We start from the raw sequence: 563 nt of genomic DNA, 5'->3' as shown, positions 1-563 counted from the left end.
CGGCGACGACCTGTTCGTGCTGGGGCTCGGCAGCGACACCATCGACGGCGGCACCGGCACCGACCGGGTCGTCCTCGACTTCTCCTCGGCGTCCAGCATCGGCACCACCCTCTACGACGGCGGCGACAACAGCTACAACATCCAGCCGCAGGATGCGGTGCGCTTCCGCTACGGCGTCTACGCAAACGGCACCCACCATTACATCGACCTGCGCAACATCGAGCAGGTCTCGATCACCGGCGGCAGCGGCACCGACTACCTCTACGGCCTGGCGCTCGCCGACACGCTCGTCGGCAACAACGGCAACGATTTCCTGTGGGGCGGGGCGGGCAACGACAGCCTGGACGGCGGCTTCGGCGACGACACGCTGGACGGCGGCGACGGCGACGACACCCTGCTGGGCGGCAGCGACCGCGACCGGCTGCTGGGGGGCAACGGCAACGACACGCTGAGCGGCGGCAACGGCAACGACACGCTGGACGGCGGGGCGGGCAACGACACGCTGGACGGTGGCTTCGGCAACGACAGCCTGGATGGCGGTACGGGCAACGACCGGCTGCTCG

1 protein-coding gene is annotated in these 563 nt (G+C 69.8%); it reads left to right on the top strand.

Annotated features, from left to right (window positions below; genetic code table 11):
- A partial coding sequence (locus ACFPMG_RS23885) for a calcium-binding protein (protein WP_376997715.1) occupies positions 1-563 on the top strand: 563 nt, incomplete at both ends.

It is taken from the genome of Azospirillum himalayense (genome assembly GCF_042657465.1).
GTDB classification, from domain to species: domain Bacteria; phylum Pseudomonadota; class Alphaproteobacteria; order Azospirillales; family Azospirillaceae; genus Azospirillum; species Azospirillum himalayense.
This window is presented reverse-complemented; position numbering and strand designations above follow the sequence as displayed.